The organism is Pseudomonas sp. GW456-12-1-14-TSB6 (assembly GCF_059424205.1).
Genome location: NZ_JBWKZE010000005.1, coordinates 141,234 through 160,001, shown reverse-complemented (window position 1 = coordinate 160,001; position 18,768 = coordinate 141,234). Strand labels below are relative to the sequence as shown.

Annotated in this window: 16 protein-coding genes; 7 read left to right on the top strand and 9 right to left on the bottom strand. The window is 61.9% G+C overall.

Translation table 11 applies throughout. From position 1 onward, the window contains the following. Positions 1-86: 86 nt before the first annotated feature. Complete coding sequence (pmbA, locus tag AC07Y2_RS06490) at positions 87-1,433, bottom strand: metalloprotease PmbA (RefSeq protein ID WP_039769277.1); 1,347 nt, start codon at positions 1,431-1,433, stop codon at positions 87-89. 108 nt (positions 1,434-1,541) lie between these two features. Here pmbA and yjgA point away from each other — a divergent pair, with 108 nt between their 5' ends. Then, positions 1,542-2,066, top strand: a complete 525-nt coding sequence (gene yjgA / locus AC07Y2_RS06485; RefSeq protein WP_007953598.1) for a ribosome biogenesis factor YjgA — start codon at positions 1,542-1,544, stop codon at positions 2,064-2,066. A gap of 51 nt (positions 2,067-2,117) precedes the next feature. Here the strand turns inward: yjgA and tldD are convergent, their stop codons facing one another. From tldD to mreB, 8 genes are all read right to left on the bottom strand, one after another. Next, positions 2,118-3,560 carry a metalloprotease TldD gene (gene tldD / locus AC07Y2_RS06480; RefSeq protein ID WP_007953601.1) on the bottom strand — a complete coding sequence of 481 codons (1,443 nt, stop codon included), beginning with the start codon at positions 3,558-3,560 and terminating at the stop codon, positions 2,118-2,120. Positions 3,561-3,565: 5 nt separating this feature from the next. Then, on the bottom strand, positions 3,566-4,426 hold the full coding sequence (locus tag AC07Y2_RS06475; RefSeq protein WP_103385659.1) for a carbon-nitrogen hydrolase family protein: 861 nt from the start codon (positions 4,424-4,426) through the stop codon (positions 3,566-3,568). 58 nt (positions 4,427-4,484) lie between these two features. After that, positions 4,485-8,288: a YhdP family protein gene (locus AC07Y2_RS06470; RefSeq protein WP_103385658.1), complete on the bottom strand. Its 3,804-nt coding sequence runs from the start codon at positions 8,286-8,288 to the stop codon at positions 4,485-4,487. A 75-nt stretch (positions 8,289-8,363) separates the two neighbouring features. Then, positions 8,364-9,821, bottom strand: coding sequence for a ribonuclease G (rng, locus tag AC07Y2_RS06465; RefSeq protein ID WP_007953605.1), 1,458 nt, complete (start codon positions 9,819-9,821; stop codon positions 8,364-8,366). 57 nt (positions 9,822-9,878) lie between these two features. After that, a complete protein-coding gene (locus AC07Y2_RS06460) occupies positions 9,879-10,475 on the bottom strand; it encodes a Maf family protein (protein WP_103385657.1) in 597 nt (198 codons plus the stop codon). A 63-nt stretch (positions 10,476-10,538) separates the two neighbouring features. Beyond that, positions 10,539-11,030 (bottom strand): rod shape-determining protein MreD, encoded by a 492-nt coding sequence (gene mreD, locus AC07Y2_RS06455; protein ID WP_039769270.1) that lies wholly within the window; start codon positions 11,028-11,030, stop codon positions 10,539-10,541. Then, positions 11,030-12,154, bottom strand: a complete 1,125-nt coding sequence (gene mreC, locus AC07Y2_RS06450; RefSeq protein WP_103385656.1) for a rod shape-determining protein MreC — start codon at positions 12,152-12,154, stop codon at positions 11,030-11,032. The genes mreD and mreC overlap by 1 nt, the downstream gene beginning before the upstream one ends. A gap of 140 nt (positions 12,155-12,294) precedes the next feature. After that, positions 12,295-13,332 (bottom strand): rod shape-determining protein MreB, encoded by a 1,038-nt coding sequence (gene mreB, locus AC07Y2_RS06445; protein ID WP_002555108.1) that lies wholly within the window; start codon positions 13,330-13,332, stop codon positions 12,295-12,297. Between the two features lie 211 nt (positions 13,333-13,543). Between mreB and gatC the strand changes: the two genes are divergently transcribed. From gatC to AC07Y2_RS06415, 6 genes are all read left to right on the top strand, one after another. Next, positions 13,544-13,831 (top strand): Asp-tRNA(Asn)/Glu-tRNA(Gln) amidotransferase subunit GatC, encoded by a 288-nt coding sequence (gatC, locus tag AC07Y2_RS06440; RefSeq protein WP_007953612.1) that lies wholly within the window; start codon positions 13,544-13,546, stop codon positions 13,829-13,831. Between the two features lie 16 nt (positions 13,832-13,847). Further along, positions 13,848-15,299, top strand: a complete 1,452-nt coding sequence (gene gatA, locus AC07Y2_RS06435) for an Asp-tRNA(Asn)/Glu-tRNA(Gln) amidotransferase subunit GatA (RefSeq protein ID WP_103385655.1) — start codon at positions 13,848-13,850, stop codon at positions 15,297-15,299. Between the two features lie 10 nt (positions 15,300-15,309). Further along, positions 15,310-16,755, top strand: coding sequence for an Asp-tRNA(Asn)/Glu-tRNA(Gln) amidotransferase subunit GatB (gene gatB / locus AC07Y2_RS06430; protein ID WP_039769265.1), 1,446 nt, complete (start codon positions 15,310-15,312; stop codon positions 16,753-16,755). A gap of 145 nt (positions 16,756-16,900) precedes the next feature. Then, on the top strand, positions 16,901-17,275 hold the full coding sequence (locus AC07Y2_RS06425; protein WP_064593383.1) for a septal ring lytic transglycosylase RlpA family protein: 375 nt from the start codon (positions 16,901-16,903) through the stop codon (positions 17,273-17,275). A gap of 46 nt (positions 17,276-17,321) precedes the next feature. Continuing rightward, positions 17,322-18,383, top strand: coding sequence for a calcium/sodium antiporter (locus AC07Y2_RS06420; protein ID WP_085666963.1), 1,062 nt, complete (start codon positions 17,322-17,324; stop codon positions 18,381-18,383). Next, positions 18,380-18,760, top strand: a complete 381-nt coding sequence (locus AC07Y2_RS06415) for a carboxymuconolactone decarboxylase family protein (RefSeq protein ID WP_039769260.1) — start codon at positions 18,380-18,382, stop codon at positions 18,758-18,760. Before AC07Y2_RS06420 ends, AC07Y2_RS06415 begins: the two co-directional genes overlap by 4 nt. Positions 18,761-18,768 lie beyond the last annotated feature (8 nt).

Genomic DNA, 18,768 nt, shown 5'->3' with positions numbered 1-18,768 from the left:
CCCTGAGCAGCTGAAAAGATTTGCAGGCATAAAAAAGGCGCGCCACCCAATCGGGTGGCGCGCCTTTTTTTGTACCTGCCTGGGGCTTAGCTGCCCGCGACAGTCATCTTCTCGATCAACACCGAACCGGTGCGAATGTTGCTGCGCAGTTCCAGATCGTTACCCACCGCGACGATCTGCTTGAACATGTCCCGCATGTTGCCGGCGATAGTCACTTCCTGCACCGCGAACTGGATTTCACCGTTCTCGACCCAGAAACCTGCCGCACCGCGCGAGTAATCACCGGTCACCATGTTCAGACCATGGCCCATCAGTTCGGTGACCAGCAGGCCACGACCCATGCGCCGCAGCAAGGCGGCCTGGTCTTCATCGCCATGGGTGACGAACAGGTTATGCACACCGCCCGCGTTGGCGGTGCTCGGCATGCCGAGTTTGCGACCGGAGTATGTGCCCAGGATGTACGACACCAGTTCGCCCTTTTCGACGAACGGTTTGGCATAGGTCGCCAGGCCGTCGCCGTCATACGACGCACTGCCCATGGCACGCATCAGGTGCGGACGCTCGTCGATGGTCAGCCATTCCGGGAACAGCTTCTGCCCCAAAGTGCCTTCGAGGAACGACGATTTGCGGTACAGACTGCCGCCGGAAATCGCCGACAGGAAGCTGCCGAACAACCCACCCGCCAGTTCCGCCGAAAACAATACAGGCACTTCGCAGGTCGGCACCGGGCGCGCACCCAGACGGCTAGCCGCACGCTGCGCCGCGCGCTGGCCAATGCTCACCGGATCCGCCAGCAAACTGCCCTGGCGGTTCACGTCATACCAGTAATCGCGCTGCATCTGGCCATCGGCCTCGGCGATCATCACGCAGCTCAGGCTGTGCCGGGTCGAAGCGTAACCGCCGATGAAACCATGGCTGTTGCCATACACGCGGCAGCCCTGATGAGTGCTCAACGTGGTGCCATCGGCATTCTTGATGCGCGCATCGGCGTCGAACGCGGCTGCTTCACAAAGCAACGCCTTCTCGATGGCCTGCTCCGGCGTGATGTCCCATTGGTGGAACAGGTCGAAATCCTGAATATCCCTGGCCATCAGCGCCGCATCGGCCAACCCCGAGGCTTCGTCTTCCGACGTGTGTTTGGCAATCGCCAGCGCGGCGGCGACAGTCTCGCGAATCGCATCCGGCCCGGTGGCAGACGTGCTGGCAGAGCCCTTGCGCTGGCCGACATATAACGTGATGCCAAAACCCTGATCGCGGTTGAACTCGACCGTTTCGACTTCACGTTGACGCACCGACGTCGACAGGCCCTGCTCCAGCGACACCGCCACTTCACAGGCACTGGCACCCTGACGCTTGGCTTCGGCGATGATCTGCTCGACCTGTTCCTGCAGTGCCGGCAATGCCTGTGGGCCGACGCTTTCAACTGCACTCATGCTCATCTCCACTCAAATTCTGCTTTCGGCTGGGGCCTTCGAGCGACCGGGCCGGACAAGCGGCCCCCGACTGGTTATCATGGCGGCGTTTCTTTGCGGACTGCCACCATGGTTGATTCTTACGACGACTCCCTCGATACGGGAGAAAAAAGCAAATCCCAGGTCAAACGCGAGCTGCATGCTCTGGTTGACCTTGGCGAGCGCCTTACAACGCTCAAGCCCGACTTGCAGGCAAAACTGCCATTGACCGACGCTTTGCGCCGGGCCCTGGCCGATGCGCCCAAGCACACCGCGAACATCGCGCGTAAACGGCACTTGCAGTTCATCGGCAAACTGATGCGCGATCAGGACACTGACGCGATTCTCACCTTGCTCGATCAACTCGATGCCTCGACCCGTCAGTACAACGAGCGCTTCCACAACCTCGAACGCTGGCGTGACCGCCTGATCGCCGGTGACGATGCCGTGCTGGAGAAATTCGTCGTCGATTACCCGGACGCCGATCGCCAGCAACTGCGTTCCCTGATCCGTCAGGCCCAGCACGAGGTTGCGCAAAACAAACCTCCTGCCTCGAGCCGCAAGATCTTCAAGTACATCCGTGAGCTGGACGAGACTCAACGCGGTCTGCGCTGATATTCGCCACCGGGTGGTCGCACCGCGCGCCACCCGAAGCTCCATCCCTTCTTATGCGCCCGTGCCACCCACGGTTATCGCATCGATTTTCAGGGTCGGCTGACCCACACCCACCGGCACCGACTGCCCGTCCTTGCCGCACGTGCCCACACCGCTGTCCAGCGCCAGATCGTTACCAACCATCGACACCCGGCTCATCGCTTCCGGACCGTTGCCGATCAACGTTGCGCCTTTGACCGGTGCGGTGATCTTGCCGTCCTCGATCAGATACGCCTCGCTGGTGGAGAACACGAACTTGCCGCTGGTGATGTCGACCTGACCGCCGCCGAGATTGGCGCAATAGATGCCCTTCTTCACCGAGGCGATGATTTCCGCCGGATCGCTCTGGCCGCCGAGCATGTAGGTGTTGGTCATCCGAGGCATCGGCAAGTGTGCGTAGGATTCGCGACGACCGTTGCCTGTGCGGGCCACGCCCATCAGCCGCGCATTGAGCTTGTCCTGCATGTAGCCCTTGAGTACGCCGTTTTCGATCAGCGTGGTGCACTCGGTCGGGGTGCCTTCGTCGTCGACGCTCAGGGAACCGCGACGACCGCTCAGGGTGCCGTCATCGACGATTGTGCAAAGTTTCGAGGCAACCATTTCGCCCATACGACCGCTGTAGGCCGAGCTGCCCTTGCGGTTGAAGTCGCCTTCCAGGCCGTGGCCGACCGCTTCGTGCAGCAGCACGCCGGACCAGCCCGAGCCCAGAACCACCGGCAAGGTCCCGGCCGGTGCCGGAATCGCTTCCAGGTTCACCAGCGCCTGACGCAGCGCCTCACGGGCATAGCCCATGGCGCGGTCTTCGGCGAGGAAATAACGGTAGTCGGTACGCCCGCCGCCGCCATGACCGCCGCGCTCGCGGCGGCCGTTCTGCTCGACGATCACGCTGACGTTGAAACGTACCAGCGGACGCACGTCGGCAGCCAGACCACCGTCGGTCGAGGCCACCAGAATGCGCTCCCAGACCCCGGCCATGCTCACGCTGACCTGCTGAATTCGCGGGTCAAGCGCGCGGGTCGCCACATCGATGCGCTTGAGCAGTTCGACTTTTTCAGCGCGGCTCAAGACTTCCAGCGGATTGTCCGGCGCGTACAACTGGGCGACATCCTGGGTGCTGAACGCCTGCACCGTGCCGTTCTGCCCGGCACGGGAAATCGAACGGGCCGCACGGGCCGCCGCGCCCAGGGCCTCGAGGGTGATCGCGTTGCTGTAGGCGAAACCGGTTTTCTCACCGGACTGCGCACGTACGCCAACACCCTGGTCGAGGTTGAAACTGCCTTCCTTGACGATGCCGTCTTCCAGCGACCAGGACTCGGAAATCTGCCCCTGGAAATACAGGTCGGCCGCATCGATGCCTGGACCCGCCAGATCACCGAGCACGCCTTGCAGGCTCTCGATCGTCACGCCGCCGGGCGCCAACAGGTGATCACTGACTGAGGACAACAACTCGCTCATAGGTTTTACGCCTTAAATTCGTGTTCTGAAGCAGGTCGCTGTGCGCCCTGCGAAAAAAACCGCCGATGACCGGTCACCGGCATTCGCGCCCGGATGGACGCTTGTTCATTGCTGTCGCGCTCGGCCAGCAACACGGCTTCGCCTTGTTCCTGCTGCGCCAGCACTCGACCCCACGGATCGACAATCGCCCCGTGGCCAAAGGTTTCCCGCGGCCCCGGATGCGTCCCGCCCTGGGCTGCCGCCAGCACGTAACACTGGGTTTCGATGGCCCGCGCGCGGATCAGTACATCCCAGTGCGCCGCCCCCGTCACAGCAGTGAAGGCCGACGGTGCGGTAATCAGTTCAGCCCCGGCAGCGCGCAGTTCGCTGTACAGCTCCGGGAAGCGCAGGTCGTAGCACACCGTCAGGCCCAATCGCCCGACCGGCGTGTCCGCGACCACCACGCCACTGCCATAAGCATAGTCATCGGATTCGCGGTAACGGCCGCGATTGTCCGCTACGTCGACATCGAACAGGTGCAACTTGTCATAGCGGGCAACAAATTCGCCCTGATCGTCCACCAACAACGAACAGGCATGGGACTTGGCCTCAGGCTGCCCCAACGGCGGCAACGGCAAGGTGCCGGCCACAATCCATAACCTGAGGTCGCGGGCGGTCTGTTTCAACCACGGCAGGATCGGGCCTTCGCCAAGCGCTTCGGCGCGGCCAATATCGGCGATGTCGCGACGGCCCATGGCCGCGAAGTTTTCCGGCAGCACCGCCAGCTTCGCGCCGGCGTTGGCTGCCTGTTCGAGCAAACGTCGGGCATCGCGCAGATTGGCCAGCACATCGCTCTGGCTGACCATTTGAATCACCGCTAAAGACATGGCGCACTCCGCAAGAGGTATGCGGCCATGCTACTCCATCGGTTCAGGGGCTGGCTGTTCAAAAAGGCTTGTCGAAGGTGATTTTCGGCTCTTTCCACGGGCCTTTCACGGTGTATTTGACGCTGGCGAACCGCGCCACGCGATCGCCGATCAGCTTGTCGATCAGGAACAACGCACCGCCGACGGCCGGCGCGCCGACAATCAGCGCGGCAATCGGCAGGTTGTTGGTCACAGGCAAAGTCACCAGCAATTTGGCATCCACCTTGTCGCCCACCAGATCCAGCGTGCCGTCCAGTTCCAGGTTGCTCGAGGGGCCGGTCAACTTGATCGGCTCTTTCGTCACATAAACGCCATTGGTCGCCACCAGCAAACCCTTGACCCGGTCATAGCTCAGGCCCTTGCCGAACAGGTCGGAGAAGTCGAGCCGCAAACGCCGGCCAATCGAGTTGAAGTTGAGCAGACCAAACACCCGCAATGCCTGAGCGCCGCCCTCCACTTCAACAAACTGGCCTTTGTTGAGGGACGCATCGAGGGTACCGGAGAAGCGCTTGGTCGCCAGCCACGCCGGCGAGCCCGGCCAGCGGCCATCGACATCCATGTGGAATTCTTCGCTGGTCACGCTCGGCGCAAAGCCCCAGCCCTTGAGCACATCGGCGAGGTTCTTGCCGCCGATCCGCCCCTTGTACCAACTGGTCGTGGCACCGGGCACTCCCTCCCAGCCACCGCTGCCCTGCAGGAGGATGCCCTTGAGGCCCAGATCGAGGTTGTTCAGGGCAATGCCCTTGCCGGTCGGTCGAACCTTGAGCGACCAGCCGCCGACCAGTTCCTGGCCCTGGAACAATTGATTGATGGTGATATCCAGCGCCGGAATCTTGCTCGGATCAACCGAAGCCAAAGGGTCCGGGGCGTTTTCGTCGGCTTGCACCGTCGGGTCCGGCGCCGGCAATCGCACGTATTGCAGGTTCACCGCAATCGGCGCGCCCTTGGCGTCAGGAATGCCCGCCGTGCCTTTGGCCTGCTGGCTGTCGAGGGCCAGCGCCCAGGCAGCGGGCTTGCGATTCACCTGCACGGCTGCCTGATCCAGTGTGGTGCCGAACGCGGTGAGCTTGCCGATCTTGAAATCCGCGCTGCTGAGCAACTGTTTGGCGTTGCCGCCCGGATCCTGGCCGGCGTATTTGTCCAGCAGATCCTGCCACGGTTTTACGTCCAGCTCCGACAACACGCCACGCACCCGCAGGCCTTTGCTGCCCGGCAACACCGCTTCGCCAGCGCCGAGGAACAGCTCACCCCGACCATCGGCAAAGTTGCCCGGTGGCGCGGCGAAGGTGAAGTTGGCCAGTTGATCGTAATTGACCCAGTAACGCCGCTCCTGCCCCTGCAAGGTCATGCGGAACACCGTGTCACGCCCGACATCGGCGGCCATGCCGAACGGCGCCGGCAGATCCACCGCCACGCCCTTCAGACTGGAACTGACCATCAATTGGCTGTCGGCACCGTCCAGATTCACTTGCAACTGATATGGGATGGTCCCGGACACCGGCAATGGCTGAGTCACGCCCAGCCAGTCGGTGAGTTTCTTGACCTCGACCTGCCCTGACGCCGCGATCCGGGTCTTGAGATTGCCGGGGGCACCGTCGGCGAAGATCTGCGCGGTCACCGGCTTGTCAAAAGCCCGGGCACTGATGTTCTGTCCGCTCAGCCCTTTTGCGCTGTCGAAGCGGAAGTCGCCCTTGAGCTGGCTCAATTCAAGCTTCGGCTCCGCCAGCTTCAAGCGCGCATTGGCGGTTTTGAAGTCGACGAGAATTTTCGGCTGATCGCCCTTGGCCAATGGCACATCGAGTTTGAGCTTGCCTTGCAGGTCACCCTCGCCTTCCCAGCCGGCAAAAGTATCGGCGGTGCCAATCGGCGCCTCCTGAAGAATCTTCAGGCCATCGCCCAGCCCGCCAGCAAAGCTGCCGTCGAGGAACATGTGGCTGTGCTCGCCGCTCGGCACATGGGGAATATTGACGAAGACGTCGCCGACCTGGGTATCGAGCAACTGGCCCTTGCTGGCGAGAATGCGCACGCCGCTGTCTTCGATGAACACATCACCGTTGACCTTGCTCACGTGCGGCCAGCCCGGCTGGAAAGCCAGCTCGGCGTCGTGCACCTTGAAGAACAGACTGATGCTGCGATCCGCTTCCCCGGCGTTCTTGTTCAGCGAGCCTTGATACTGGAAGAACCCCTGATCCACCGCGCCCTTGAGAATCGCCGTACGCAGCCATTCGTCGAGGGCCGGGCTCAGGACTTGCGGCAGGTACTTGGCGGTGTAGCGACCGTCGCCATCCACCAGACCGACCCGTAGATCCATGTAGTCTTCCTGGCTGTGATCGAAATGCAGGCGGATCAGGAAGTCGCCGGCGATCTTGCCTTCCTCGCCGAGCACCTTCAGGTACGGCGCGATCAGGGTGAAACCTTCTTTATCGAGCTTCCAGGTCAACCGGGCGTTGGCCTGAATGTATTGCCACGGCTTGGCGAAGATCGGATCGAGGTGCAGGACGAAGTCCTTGCTGTCCATGCGCAACTCGCCGCCACCGAGATTGCCGGTAAGACTGCCGCTGACATTCCGTGCCGCCGGCGCGCCGTGGTAGGCGTCGAAGCCGACTTGATCGAGGTTGGCGGCGAAGCTGAATTTGCTGTCGTCGGTGGCGTTCGGCCGGAAATCCAGCAGCACGTTACGCAGACCGCCGGTTACTTTCAGGCGCTCGACCACGGTGGCGACGCCTTGGGGCAACGGGCCGAGGGCATTGAGCAAAGGGGTGATCGGCGTCAGGTCGAGCCGGTCAGCCTGCAGATGCCAGAGTTCTTCGTTCTTGTCGGTGGCGGCAGTCTGTTTGATCTGGACATGGGATTCCCAGCGGGTTTCGCCGAAATTCATCGCCAGCGAATCAAGCGTGACAATGGCTCCCTCGGAACCGCGCTGGAAATAGCCATTGAGCGCCAGATTGTTGATCTGGATCGGCTTGCGTTCAGCGTAGGCGCCGGTCAGTTGCGGCGCATTGAGACGGATCGCAGCACTCTGCAACGCCCCCTCGCGCCAGTTGACCCACAGCTCGCCACCGGCCTTGATCTCGGAGAAATTCCATTGTTGGGTCAAGCGCTCGGGTAGCCATTTTGACCAGTCGCTCTGCGGCAGGCTGACATAACCTTCCACTTCGCTGCTCTGCCACTGATTCGGACGAAGTCGTGTGCGTAGGCTCAGCGCCACAGGCTGACCGTCGGGCAGGGTCAGGCGCGCATCGAGGCGTTGGCGGCTGGACCCGGTCTTCAGATTGAGGCCGACATAAGTGAGGGTCAGCGGCGCCTGCTCCAGCGGCTGCAACGTCACCTGACTGTCGAGCACCGACAGTTGCTGAATCATTTGCATGCGGTTGAACAGTTGCTCGGGATCCATGGGCTGATCCTGCTGCACCGGCAAGCCTTCCAGCGCCCACTTTCCGTCTTCGCCTTCCTTGAGGCTGATCTTCAGACCGTTGAGTTCAAGATGGGCGATGCGCACTTCGCGGGCCAGCAGACTGGCCCAAAGATCCGGCACCGCGCGCACCCGATCCAGGCGCAAGGCGTTGGCGCCGCTGCCGACCATCACGTCGTGGGCCAGCAGGATCGGGGCAAATCCGCTCCAGTTGCCTTCCAGCTCGCCGATCTGCAGCGGCATGCCGAGGGCGGCACTGGCCTTGTCTTCGATATCGGTGCGGTATTCGGCCACCAGTGGCGTGAGTTCCCGGCCGAGACTGACGTACAACGCCATCAATACCAGAACCAACGCGCACAGGCCCAGACCCCAGCGGGTCAGTGCGGCCAAAATGCGTGTCAGACGTTCCATGTCAGTTGGCTCCCATGGCAAAAATACTGCAAAAAGCTGAGGCCAGCCGTTTCAGGAAAAAGGTGATGCAGGGGTTCAGAGCAGCACCACGTCATATTGTTCCTGGGAATACATGGTTTCCACCTGGAAGCGTATGGTGCGCCCGATGAAACCTTCAAGTTCGGCCACGTTACCGGACTCTTCATCGAGCAGCCGGTCGACGACTTTCTGGTTCGCCAGCACCCGATAACCCTCGGCCTGATAGGCCCGGGCTTCGCGCAGGATCTCGCGGAAAATCTCGTAGCAAATGGTTTCCGGAGTTTTCAGCTTGCCCCGGCCCTGACAGCTGCTGCACGGTTCGCACAACACTTGCTCGAGGCTTTCGCGGGTGCGCTTGCGCGTCATCTGCACCAGGCCCAACTCGGTAATGCCGATGATGTTGGTCTTGGCGTGATCGCGCTCCAGCTGTTTCTCCAGGGTACGCAGCACCTGGCGCTGGTGCTCTTCGTCTTCCATGTCGATAAAGTCGATGATGATAATCCCGCCCAGGTTGCGCAGGCGCATCTGCCGGGCAATCGCGGTCGCGGCTTCGAGGTTGGTCTTGAAGATGGTTTCTTCGAGGTTGCGATGACCGACGAACGCCCCGGTGTTCACATCGATGGTGGTCATGGCTTCCGCTGGATCGATGACCAGATAACCGCCGGACTTCAGCGGCACCTTCCGTTCCAGGGCTTTCTGGATTTCGTCTTCGACGCCGTACAGGTCGAAGATCGGCCGTTCACCCGGGTAGTGCTCCAGACGATCGGCGATTTCTGGCATCAGTTCGGCGACGAACTGCGTGGTTTTCTGGAAGGTTTCCCGGGAATCGATGCGGATCTTCTCGATCTTCGGGCTGACCAGGTCGCGCAGGGTGCGCAGCGCCAGGCCGAGGTCTTCGTAGATCACACTCGGTGCGCCGATGGTCTTGATCTGTTCGTTGATCTGATCCCACAAGCGGCGCAAGTAGCGGATGTCCATCAGGATCTCATCGGCCCCGGCACCTTCGGCGGCGGTACGCAAAATGAAGCCGCCGGCCTCCTTGATGCCTTCTTTGGCCACGCAGTCGCTTACCACCTGCTTGAGGCGTTCGCGCTCGGCTTCGTCTTCGATCTTCAGGGAAATGCCGACGTGGGCCGTGCGCGGCATGTACACCAGATAACGCGACGGGATCGACAGTTGCGTGGTCAGCCGCGCACCTTTGGAACCGATCGGATCCTTGGTGACTTGCACCACCAGGCTCTGGCCTTCGTGTACAAGCGCACTGATGCTTTCCACCGCAGGACCTTCGCGCAGGGAAATTTCCGAGGCGTGAATGAAGGCTGCGCGATCCAGGCCGATGTCGACGAACGCCGCCTGCATGCCCGGCAGAACCCGCACCACCTTGCCTTTATAGATGTTGCCGACGATCCCGCGTTTTTGCGTACGCTCGACGTGCACTTCTTGCAGCACACCGTTTTCGACCACCGCCACGCGCGATTCCATCGGCGTGATGTTGATCAGAATCTCTTCACTCATGGCAGGGTCTCGTTCAGGCATGTTCACGATAATGGCTGCATCTTGTCCGTTCGACGCTCATTGCGCGTTCAGGGTTTGCCAACAGGGTATGCCGAAATGGCCAAGCAGTTCTGCGCTTTCGCACACCGGCAAGCCGACGACCGCCGAGTAACTGCCATTGAGGCCGGCGACGAACACCGCGCCAAGCCCCTGAATGCCGTAGCCACCCGCCTTGTCCCGGGGCTCGCCGCTGGCCCAGTAGGCGACGGCTTCTTCGCGGCTGATCGGGCGGAACCGCACCCGACTGCGCACCACCCGCGACTCGCAGCACTCGCCGTCGAGCACGGCAATCGCCGTCAGCACTTCATGCTCCTTGCCGGACAACATCATCAGCATGGCGCATGCATCGGCTTCGTCCACCGGTTTGCCAAGAATTTTGCCGTCCAGCACCACGGCGGTGTCGGCGCCCAGTACGCAAAACGCTACGTCGCAGACGACGGTGCGCCGCCCGGCCTCTGCCTTGCCGCGCGCCAGGCGCTCGACGTAGGCCGATGGGGATTCATTGGCGAGAGGGGTTTCATCGATATCCGCGCTGATGGCGGTAAACGGGATGCCGATCTGCGTGAGCAACTCACGCCGACGCGGCGATCCTGAGGCGAGGTAAAGCGGCTTCATCCAAACATCTCCCTGTTGAGTGCCCTGCCTCATGGCACCGGTGGGGGCCCATGCCTGACCGAATCAGTTGATTTTGTAGCGCCGGCGCAACCCACGCAAAGCGAAGCTGACCCATGGCCAGAGCAAGGCGCTGACCAGTGCCGGCAGGACCAGTGCGAGGGTCGGCTGACGGTTGCCGGTCAAGGCACTGAGCCAGAGTTGTACGAGCTGGGCGAGGCCGAAGATCACCAGAATCACCAGGCTCTGCTGCCACATCGGGAACATTCGCAGGCGTTGCTGCAATGACAGCACCAGGAACGTGATCAGGGTCAGGATCAAGGCATTCTGACCGAGCAGATCGCCTTGCAGCACGTCTTCGGCCAATCCCAGACAGAAGGCCGTGACCATGCCGACCGTATGCGGCAGGTACAAAGCCCAGAAGGCCAGGAGCAAAGCCAGCCACAGCGGGCGCAGGATTTCCATGAAAATCGGCAATGGCGAGACGCTGAGCAGTATGCCGACGATAAACGTCAGCCAGACGATCCAGCCGTTACGCGATGCGGTAGCCCCGACCATTATTCTTGCCTCCCGGTGGTGGCCGGCGCAGTGACAGGCGGTTTGGCTGCTGGTCGAGCAGCGGGCTGATTCGCCGGTGGCTTGCTGGCCGCTGGTGTGGCTGCAGGCGGTTTGCTTGCAGCGGGTTTGGCCGGCGCGGAGCTGGCGGCAGGCGCAGCCGGCGCTGTCGTCGTGGCAGGAGTTGCTGCTGCGGCAGGCGGAGTGACGATTTTCGGCACCGTGGCCGGAATCACCGGACCGCCACCAAAGGCATCGAGGTTTTCCTGAGCCTGCGCGGCATCGTTGGCACGTTCTTCGGCGGTGCGGTTGTCACTGAATACCAGCAGAAGGTAACGGCTGCGGTTCAATGCGGCGGTCGGCACGGCGCGAACAATGGCGAATGGCTGGCCGGAATCGTGGATGACTTCCTTGACCGTCGCCACCGGGTAACCCGCCGGGAAACGCTGGCCGAGACCGGAGCTGACCAACAGGTCCCCTTCCTTGATATCGGCGGTGTCGGCGACATGGCGCAACTCAAGGCGTTCCGGGTTGCCGGTGCCGCTGGCGATCGCCCGCAGACCGTTACGGTTCACCTGCACAGGAATGCTGTGGGTCGAGTCGGTCAGCAGCAGCACACGGGAGGTGTACGGCATCAGTTCGACCACCTGCCCCATCAGGCCGCGAGCATCGAGCACCGGCTGACCGAGCACCACGCCATCACGCTCACCTTTATTGATGATGATGCGATGGGTGAAAGGGTTGGGGTCCATGCCGATCAACTCGGCCACTTCGACCTTCTCGTTGACCAGCGCGGAGGAATTGAGCAACTCGCGCAGACGGACGTTCTGCTCGGTGAGGGCGGCAAGCTTCTGCATGCGACCCTGCAACAGCAGGTTCTCCGACTTGAGTTTTTCATTTTCGGCGACGAGCTCGGTGCGACTGCCGAACTGGCTGGCGATCCCTTCCCACAACCGTCCGGGCAGGTCAGTAATCCAGTAGGCGTCCATCAGCACCAGCGAGGCCTGGCTGCGTACGGGTTTAAGCAGACTGAAGCGCGCATCAACGACCATCAGCGCGACCGACAGCACGGCCAACACCAACAAGCGCACGCCCAGTGAGGGGCCCTTGGCGAAAAGCGGTTTAATAAGCCGCTCCTCCCAGGCAAATGTTCTGTTTATTCATACGGCATCAAACCGGCCTGGATGAAGACTGACAGAAGATAAACGCCAACAGGCAGCACTGCAAAGTGCTGCCTGTGCGCTCACCCACGTATTGCACCCGGCGATTATTCGCTGGAGAGCAGGTCCATGGTGTGCTTGTCCATCATTTCCAGTGCACGGCCACCACCGCGAGCGACGCAGGTCAACGGATCTTCGGCAACGATCACCGGCAGACCGGTTTCCTGGGCCAGCAGCTTGTCGAGGTCACGCAGCAGCGCGCCACCACCGGTCAGCACCAGGCCACGCTCGGCGATGTCGGAAGCCAGTTCCGGCGGCGATTGCTCCAGGGCGCTTTTCACGGCCTGAACGATGGTTGCCAGGGACTCTTGCAGAGCTTCCAGCACTTCGTTGGAGTTCAGGGTGAATGCGCGTGGAACGCCTTCGGCCAGGTTGCGACCGCGAACGTCGACTTCGCGAACTTCGCCGCCCGGATAGGCCGTGCCGATTTCCTGCTTGATGCGCTCGGCGGTGGATTCGCCGATCAGGCTGCCGTAGTTGCGGCGCACGTAGGTGATGATCGCTTCGTCGAAGCGATCGCCGCCAACGCGTACGGATTCGGCGTAGACCACACCGTTCAGGGAGATCAGCGCGATTTCGGTGGTACCACCACCGATATCCACGACCATCGAGCCGCGAGCTTCTTCAACCGGCAGGCCGGCACCGATCGCAGCGGCCATCGGCTCTTCGATCAGGAACACTTCACGGGCACCGGCACCAAGGGCCGATTCACGGATGGCACGACGCTCAACCTGGGTGGACTTGCATGGAACGCAGATCAGCACACGAGGGCTGGGCTGCAGAAAGCTGTTTTCGTGAACCTTGTTGATAAAGTATTGCAGCATCTTTTCGCAGACGCTGAAGTCGGCGATCACGCCGTCCTTCATCGGACGAATGGCAGCAATGTTGCCCGGCGTACGGCCGAGCATGCGCTTGGCCTCGGTGCCGACAGCGACGACACTTTTCTGGTTACCGTGTGTCCGAATGGCCACAACCGATGGCTCATTCAGGACGATACCGCGCTCGCGCACGTAAATAAGGGTGTTGGCAGTGCCCAGGTCAATGGAAAGATCGCTGGAAAACATGCCACGCAGTTTCTTGAACATGGGAAAGGGACCCTAGGCAACGCGTGGGTAAAAAAGTGCGGCAAACTCTAACAACGACAGGGATTTTGGGCAAGGCGCCAATATGTTAAATTGGCCGCTTTTCTGTGCACCAAGCCCCACAATCGCGGCCTTATGACCGTAGAAGTGCGGTAGTGTTCCGACAATCTAACACACGGACGCCGTCCGTCCTGTTTTCCACTGGAGAAACCCGATGGCGCTAGAACGCTCCGACGTGGAAAAAATCGCTCATCTGGCCAGCCTTGGCCTGAATGACGCCGATCTTCCACACATCACTTCGGCCCTCAACAGCATTCTCGGGCTGGTTGACGAAATGCAGGCGGTCAATACCGACGGTATCGAGCCGCTGGCCCACCCGCTGGAAGCCAGTCAGCGCCTGCGCGCCGACGTCGTGACCGAAAGCAATAACCGCGAGGCTTATCAGTCCATCGCACCAGCGGTCGAAAACGGCCTGTACCTGGTTCCGAAAGTCATCGACTAAAGGGAAAGAGCCTGCAATGCATCAATTGACTCTGGCCGAGATCGCCCGCGGTCTCGCCGATAAAAAGTTTTCCTCCGAAGAGCTGACCAAAGTCCTGCTGGCACGCATTACCCAGCTCGACCCGCAGCTCAACAGTTTCATCAGCCTCACCGAAGAGCTGGCCCTCGAGCAGGCGAAAGCCGCCGACGTGCGCCGGGCCAATGGTGAGAACGGCGCCCTGCTCGGCGCGCCGATCGCCCATAAAGACCTGTTCTGCACCCAGGGCATCCGCACCAGCTGCGGCTCGAAGATGCTCGACAACTTCAAGGCCCCATACGACGCCACCGTGGTATCGAAGCTGGCCGCCGCCGGCACCGTGACCCTGGGCAAGACCAACATGGACGAATTCGCCATGGGTTCGGCCAACGAGTCGAGCTGGTACGGCGCGGTGAAAAACCCGTGGAACCTGGAACACGTGCCGGGCGGTTCGTCCGGTGGTTCGGCTGCCGCGGTTGCCGCTCGTCTGTTGCCTGCCGCAACGGCCACCGACACCGGCGGTTCGATCCGTCAGCCGGCCGCGTTCACCAACCTCACCGGCCTGAAACCGACCTACGGTCGCGTTTCGCGCTGGGGCATGATCGCTTACGCCTCCAGCCTCGATCAGGGCGGCCCTCTGGCGCGCACTGCCGAAGACTGCGCGATTTTGTTGCAAGGTATGGCCGGGTTCGATCCGAACGACTCCACCAGCATCGATGAGCCAGTGCCGGACTACGCCGCTGGCCTGAATGGTTCGCTGCAAGGCCTGCGCATCGGTGTGCCGAAGGAGTACTTCGGTGCAGGTCTCGACCCGCGCATCGCCGACCTGATCCAGAACAGCATCAAAGAGCTGCAGAAGCTCGGTGCCGTGATCAAGGAAATCAGCCTGCCGAACATGCAGCACGCGATCCCTGCGTACTACGTGATCGCCCCGGCAGAAGCCTCCTCCAACCTGTCGCGTTTCGACGGCGTGCGCTTCGGCCACCGCTGCGCAGACCCGAAGAACCTGGAAGACCTGTACAAGCGCTCCCGTGGCGAAGGTTTCGGGCCTGAAGTACAGCGCCGGATCATGGTCGGTGCCTACGCGCTGTCCGCCGGTTACTACGATGCCTACTACCTGAAAGCGCAGAAGATCCGTCGCCTGGTGAAGAACGACTTCATGACCGCATTTAATGAAGTCGACGTCATCCTCGGCCCGACCACGCCAAACCCGGCCTGGAAACTCGGCGCCAAGAACAGCGACCCGGTCGCTGCCTACCTGGAAGACGTCTACACCATCACCGCCAACCTCGCGGGCCTGCCGGGCCTGTCGATGCCGGCCGGTTTTGTCGACGGTCTGCCGGTTGGCGTGCAACTGCTCGCGCCGTATTTCCAGGAAGGCCGTTTGCTCAACGTTGCGCATCAGTATCAGTTGAACACTGACTGGCACACTCGCACCCCAACCGGCTTCTGAGGAGACACACATGCAATGGGAAGTCGTGATCGGGCTGGAGATTCACACCCAGCTCACCACCCGGTCGAAAATCTTTTCCGGTAGTTCCACCCAGTTCGGTTCCGAGCCGAACACCCAGGCCAGCCTGATCGACCTGGGCATGCCCGGCGTGCTGCCGGTGCTCAACCAGGAAGCGGTGCGCATGGCGGTGATGTTCGGTCTGGCGATTGACGCCGAGATCGGTCAGCACAACGTGTTCGCCCGCAAGAACTACTTCTACCCGGACCTGCCGAAGGGCTACCAGATCAGCCAGATGGAGTTGCCGATTGTCGGCAAGGGTCACCTGGACATTGCCCTGGAAGACGGCACGGTCAAACGCGTCGGCATCACCCGTGCGCACCTGGAAGAAGACGCCGGCAAGAGCCTGCACGAAGAATTCAGCGGTGCCACCGGCATCGACCTGAACCGTGCGGGCACGCCGCTGCTGGAAATCGTGTCCGAGCCGGACATGCGCAGCGCCAAGGAAGCGGTGGCCTACGTCAAGGCGATCCACGCGCTGGTGCGTTACCTGGGCATCTGCGACGGCAACATGGCCGAGGGTTCGCTGCGTTGCGACTGCAACGTGTCGGTACGTCCGAAAGGCCAGGTCGAGTTCGGCACCCGCTGCGAGATCAAGAACGTCAACTCGTTCCGCTTCATCGAGAAGGCGATCAACTCCGAGATCCAGCGTCAGATCGACCTGATCGAAGACGGCGGCAAAGTGATCCAGCAGACCCGTCTGTACGATCCGAACAAGGACGAAACCCGTCCGATGCGCAGCAAAGAGGAAGCCAACGACTACCGTTACTTCCCCGATCCGGACCTGCTGCCGGTCGTCATCGAGGACTCGTTCCTCAACGACGTGCGCGCCACTCTGCCGGAGCTGCCACCGCAGAAACGCGAGCGCTTCCAGAGTGCCTTCGGTCTGTCGGCCTACGACGCCAACGTGTTGGCCACCAGCCGTGAGCAGGCGGACTACTTCGAGAAAGTCGCGAGCATCGGCGGCGACGCCAAACTGGCGGCGAACTGGGTGATGGTCGAGTTGGGCAGCCTGCTCAACAAGCAGAACCTGGACATCGAGGATTCGCCGGTTTCCGCCGAGCAACTGGGCGGCATGCTGCAGCGCATCAAGGACAACACCATCTCCGGCAAGATCGCCAAGGTGGTGTTCGAAGCGATGGCCAACGGCGAAGGCAGCGCAGACGAGATCATCGAAAAGCGCGGCCTGAAGCAGGTTACCGACACTGGCGCGATCTCGGCGGTGCTGGACGAAATGCTCGCGGCCAACGCCGAGCAGGTCGAACAATACCGCGCGGCAGACGAAGCCAAGCGCGGCAAGATGTTCGGCTTCTTCGTCGGTCAGGCCATGAAAGCCTCCAAGGGCAAGGCCAACCCGCAGCAAGTGAACGAACTGCTGAAAAGCAAGCTCGAAGGCTGACGATGGCCCCGCGCCTGAGGATCGTTCCCACGCTCTGCGTGGGAATGCCGCCTCGGACGCTCCGCGTCCATTGCGGTGTGACGCAGAGCGTCACGGGGTGCATTCCCACGCCGGAGCGTGGGAACGATCACTTGGGAGCTTATGAATGAAACGTCTGCTCGGCGCCTGCGCCCTGCTCTCTTTGCTGGCCGGTTGCGCCAGCACCGACATCATCGACCCTCACGGTTACGACCAGACCGGCGTCGCCTCCTATTACGGAGCCAAACACCACGGTAAACGTACCGCCAGCGGCGAAGCGTTCAACCAGAATTCCCTGACCGCCGCCCACCGCCAGTTGCCGTTCGGCACTCGGGTGAAGGTCACCAACCTGAAAAACGATGAATCCGTCGTGGTCCGCATCAACGACCGTGGCCCGCACACCCGCGGCCGCCTGATCGATGTTTCACGTGCGGCGGCCGAACAGCTCGGTATGCTGCGCAGTGGAACCGCCCGGGTTCGGGTGCAGGCCCTCGACGACTGATGGAGCGTCCACCATTTTCGGACTGACCGACTTGCCGCTGATCAGCGTGATCGAATTGCTCAGCGGGCTGTTCCTGCTGATCGCCGGCGCCGAGCTGATGGTGCGCGCCGCCGTGCGCCTGGCCGCGCGCCTGCATGTACGACCACTGATCATCGGCCTGACCATCGTCGCCCTCGGCAGCAGCGCCCCGCAAATGGCCGTCAGCCTGCAAGCCGTGCAGGCGCACACGCCGGACATCGCCGTCAGCAGCGTGATCGGCAGCAGCATTTTCAACATTCTTGTCACCCTCGGCCTGTCAGCGCTGATCATTCCGCTGCGGGTGTCGCGGCAACTGGTGCGCCTCGATATCCCGTTGATGATCGGCGCCAGCCTGCTGGTATTCGTACTGGCGTGGAATGAAGAACTCGGGCGCTTCGACGGCATTCTGTTGCTCGGTGCCCTGGCGCTTTACCTCGGATTGTTGCTGCGCCAGTCGCGGCACTCGACCCGCCCGCATTCCGATCAACCCCACGATCCGCAAGCCCCGTGGTTCACCAGCCTGCTGATGATTGTCGGCGGCCTGGGCATGCTGGTGTTCGCCGGACACTTGCTGCTGGGGGCGGCCGTGGTCGTCGCCACTGACCTGGGATTCTCCGAACGGGTGATTGGTCTGACCGTGGTCGCGGTCGGCACTTCGCTGCCGGAACTCGCCACCTCGCTGATCGCCGCGCTGCGCGGTCAGCGGGACATCGCCGTGGGCAACGTGATCGGCGCCAACCTGTTCAACCTGCTCGGGGTGCTGGGCCTCACCGCGCTGATCGCACCGACACCGCTGTCGGTCTCGCCCAATGCGCTGGATTTCGACCTGCCGGTAATGCTCGGCGTCGCGTTGCTATGCCTGCCGGTGTTCTATTCCGGCTACCGAGTGACTCGCGCGGAAGGTCTGCTGCTGCTGGGTTTGTATCTGGCGTACGGGCTGCACGTGGTGTCGTTCACCACCGGCATGCCACTGGCCGGCAAGCTTGAACGATTGATGCTGTTTTATGTGCTGCCGACGCTGCTGGCGTTTCTGTTTTTCACGTCCGTGCGCGCCTGGCGCCGCCAACACCACAAGAAGGATGTGCCATGACCGAATCGAAGAAGTCCGGGGTTGAAGTCCGCCGTCAGGTAATGGGCGACGCGTTTGTCGATCGCGCGCTGGGAAACGCCACCGAGTTCACTCAACCCTTGCAGGACTTCGTCAACGAACACGCCTGGGGCGGCGTGTGGAATCGCGAAGGTCTGCCGCTGAAAACCCGCAGCCTGATCACCCTCGCCGCGCTGACCGCGCTGAAGTGCCCGCAAGAGTTGAAAGGTCACGTGCGCGGCGCGTTGAACAACGGCTGCACCGTTGAAGAGATCCGCGAAGCGCTGTTGCATTGCGCGGTTTATGCCGGCGTGCCGGCGGCGATCGATGCGTTCCGCGCGGCGCAGGAAGTGATCGACAGTTACCAGAAGCCTGAGTAATCGCCGGC